The organism is Trueperaceae bacterium, assembly GCA_031581195.1.
Lineage (GTDB): Bacteria > Deinococcota > Deinococci > Deinococcales > Trueperaceae > SLSQ01.
The window spans coordinates 1-3,527 of record JAVLCF010000163.1 but is presented as its reverse complement, the minus strand read 5'-3'; the positions used below and the strand labels follow the sequence as shown (position 1 = coordinate 3,527).

Annotated in this window: 4 protein-coding genes; 2 read left to right on the top strand and 2 right to left on the bottom strand. The window is 72.6% G+C overall.

Annotated elements, in window-relative coordinates:
• Nucleotides 1–821: glucose-1-phosphate thymidylyltransferase RfbA (rfbA, locus tag RI554_10885; GenBank protein ID MDR9392518.1), on the top strand; the 821-nt coding region annotated here is incomplete at its 5' end.
• Nucleotides 821–2,365 carry an O-antigen ligase family protein gene (locus RI554_10880; protein MDR9392517.1) on the top strand — a complete coding sequence of 515 codons (1,545 nt, stop codon included), beginning with the start codon at nucleotides 821–823 and terminating at the stop codon, nucleotides 2,363–2,365. The genes rfbA and RI554_10880, both read left to right, overlap by 1 nt.
• Nucleotides 2,366–2,503: 138 nt before the next feature.
• Here RI554_10880 and RI554_10875 read toward each other — a convergent pair whose 3' ends face one another.
• Together RI554_10875 and RI554_10870 are read right to left on the bottom strand one after the other, a co-directional pair.
• Nucleotides 2,504–3,280 (bottom strand): sulfotransferase family 2 domain-containing protein, encoded by a 777-nt coding sequence (locus RI554_10875; GenBank protein ID MDR9392516.1) that lies wholly within the window; start codon nucleotides 3,278–3,280, stop codon nucleotides 2,504–2,506.
• Nucleotides 3,281–3,342: 62 nt separating this feature from the next.
• The coding region (locus RI554_10870) for a hypothetical protein (GenBank protein ID MDR9392515.1) at nucleotides 3,343–3,527 on the bottom strand (185 nt) is incomplete at its 5' end.

The following is a 3,527-nucleotide window of genomic DNA, read 5'->3' as shown; positions in this document are numbered from 1 at the left end:
TCAGCAAGCAACTGCTGCCCGTCTACGACAAGCCGATGATCTACTACCCCCTCACGACCCTCATGCTCGCGGGGCTGCGGGAGATCCTGATCATCACCACCCCCAACGACCGGTCGTCGTTCCGCACGCTGCTCGGGGATGGCTCGCAGTGGGGCATCGACCTGCACTACGCCGTCCAACCGAGCCCCGACGGGCTCGCGCAGGCGTTCACGATCGGCGAATCGTTCCTGGACGGCGGCCCCGCCGCCCTCGTGCTCGGCGACAACCTGTTCCACGGGTACGGCCTCACCGGCAAGCTCCGCGACGCCGCCACCCTCGAGCGGGGCGCGCGCATCTTCGCGTACCGGGTGCACGACCCGGAACGCTACGGCGTCGTCCACTTCGGGGAGGACGGCGTCGCGACGAGCCTCGAGGAGAAACCCCGGCACCCCACGAGCCGCTACGCCGTCACCGGCCTGTACTTCTACGACGCCGACGTCGTCGACGTCGCCAAGACCCTCACCCCCTCCCCCCGCGGCGAACTCGAGATCACCGACCTCAACCGCCACTACCTAAGGCGCGGCGACCTTCACGTCGAGACCCTCGGGCGCGGCACCGCCTGGCTCGACACCGGCACCCCCGACGCCCTGCTGCAGGCCGCCACCTTCGTCCAGACCCTCGAGGCCCGCCAAGGCATCCAGATCGCCGCCCCCGAGGAGGTCGCCTGGCGCAACGGCTGGATCGACGACGCGGCCCTCGCCCGCCTTGCGGAGCGCTACGGATCCAGTGCGTACGGGGCGTACCTGAACGGGCTCGCACGCACCGACCCTCGTCGGTCCTGATGTCGCGCGCCGCCTCGCTGCGCCCGGTGGCCGCCGGACCGCTCGTCGTCGGTCTTGCCGCGTGCAGCGCGGTGGCACTGGCGCTCATCGGGTGGGTGCACGACGAACCCGGGTCGTCGGCGTGGTACGCCGCGACCGTCGGGCTGGCGATGGTGTCCTGGCGTGCCGGCCGCACCCGCGTCGCCCGCACCGCCCTCCCTCGGCTCCTTCCGGCGTGGACCACCGCGCTGGCCCTCGCGACGATCGGGACGGCGTTCGTGGCCGCGGCCACGGGTGCGCCGCCCCAGCGCACCGACGTCGGCACCGGCCACCCGAACCTCCTGGCGGCGTCGCTCGCCGTCGCCGGCGTCGCGTCGCTCGCGCTGCGCGCCCCCCGCGTCCCGTACGCGCCGCGGACGCGGCGCGCAGCCGTGTCCGCGGTCGCGGTCGACGTGAGCGTCGCCGTTCTGGTCGTCGGCGCCCTCGTCCTCACGGGCTCGCGGACGGGCGTCGCCGCCTTCCTGATCGGCTCGGGCCTCATCGCGTGGTGGCGTCGCGACGCCACCGTCGTCCGCCGCAGCCTCGTCGCTGGGGCGCTGATCGTGGCCGCTGCGTGGGGTGGACTTCACCTCGTCCTTCATCAGGAACGCACCGCGCGCAACCTCCTCCACCAGAGTGGCGACGTCACCCGAACGCCGTGGCGCACCTCCCCGGACGCCGCCGTGCGCTTCACGCCGGGCGATGGGGAGCGGGACGGCGTGCCCGACGACGCGACACGCATTTCGGGCCGCTTGGCCGACGACCGCCTCGTGCTCCTCCACGGGCGCTTGGGGCGATCCGAGGCGGGGGCCGCGTACGTCGCCTCGGTCTACGTTCGCGCCGACGCTCCGACCCGAGTGGACCTCACCACGAACCTCTCCCGCGTCTCCTGCGCCGTCGAGACGACGTGGAGCCGCTGCGTCACGCCACCCGGAATCGGCGACGGGACGACGTACGTTCAGTTCCGCATGCTCGCTCCCCACACGACCTCACGCATCGACCTGCGGGTGGCCGCCCCCCAACTCGAGCGTGGCTCGAACGCCAGCGCGTACGTTCCCAAAGGCGCCACCCTCCTCCCGCGCCCCCTCCTGGAGCGGTTTACCGTCGGCGCCCTCCTCGCCGGCGATCCCCGCCGCGTCGCCGTGGCCCGCATCGCCCTGGCGCAGGGACGGGGGTCGCCATGGGTCGGGGTGGGGCGCGACGGCGTCCGGCGCGCCCTCGCCACCGCCGAGGGCGCCGTCGACGTCACCCACCTCACGCACGCGCACAACCTCCTCCTCGAGCGGTTCGCCGCCGAGGGCGCGCTCGGTCTGGTGGCGTGGGCCCTCCTCCTCGTACCCCCGACGGTCGCGGCGGCGCGCCGGCACCCGAGCTCGACGCTCGCGCTGATCGCGACCCTCGCGACGCTCAACACCATCGACCTCACGTTCTTCTACACCGGATCGTTCGTCCCCACGTTCGCCGCGCTGGGGGCCCTCTCCCTAGGGAGGGCACGCCCGACCGTCGACGACCCGTCCGCCCCGTAGGACGCGCCGTACCGAGCCCGACGGACGTGCGCGCTGGACGTGCGCGCCGGACGACCTCGGTGACCCCCGGGACGCGTCTCCGGAACTTGCCTCCGGAGTGCGCTTCCGGAACGCACCTCGGTACCGAACGCCATCCCCTCAGTCGGGGGGGGAGGGCAGGTCCGGGGGGACGAACCCGAAGCGTTCGACGTCGTCGGCGTAGCGTTCGGCCACGATGCGAACCAACGCGGGCGTGTAGTGCGCGAGGTATTCGTCCGGTCGGGCGGTGCGGAGCTCGTGAGCGAAGACGTGCGTCGGGATCCCGATGCGCTCGGCGATCGCCTCGAGCGCCTCGTCGAACGCGTCCAGACGCCCGATGAAGTCGTAGGTCATGCCGCGGTCCATCCCGAGGATCTTGGTTTGCGACATCCAGTGGCGGTCGGCGACGTCGTCGCGACCGTCGTGCGTCGCCAACCAGCGAACGAACGCGTCGAACGACATCGAGGCATGCAAGCCCCGTCGCCCGTGCAGGGTTCGTGCCTTCGTGATGGGCGTCGCCTGCGCGAGCTTCTGCTTGTAACAGGAGTAGATCCGCGACCACGGGTCCCGCACCACCGCGAACGTCGTGTATCCCTCGTACCCGTGCAGGAACGCCTCGATCGACCGTTCGTCGAGGGTCAGGTCGAACCCGCGCAACCGCGCGGCGGCGTCGAGCCCCGCGATGAGGGTCCGGGATCCGCTCTTGGGCACCACGACGCACAGGAACCGCTGGTCGTGGGACACCACCTTCTCCGACGCCAGGTCCATGCGCGTCGCGCGGCGCAGAACGAGGCGGTCCACGCCGCGGTACCCCCATAGGACGAGTGCCAGCAGCCATCGCGCCCACCGCGCGTCGGCCCGCTCGAGGCGGTAGATGCTCTTGCGAAGCGTCCGCACGTCAGGCCCGATCCGCCGCGGCCGGGAGCGCCGTCACGCGAGACGCCGCCCGCGGCGGCGCGCTACGCCCGGCCACGCGCGAGGATGCCGAGGACCGTGGGGTCGACGCCCATCGTCCGCAGGGCGTACGCGCGCCCGACGAGCGCGATGAGGACCGACCCCGAAGCGACGCTGCATGCGGCCCCGAGGGTACCAAAGGTCGGAATCGTGACGGCGAGCGATGCGACGGAAATGCCGTGCGCCACGG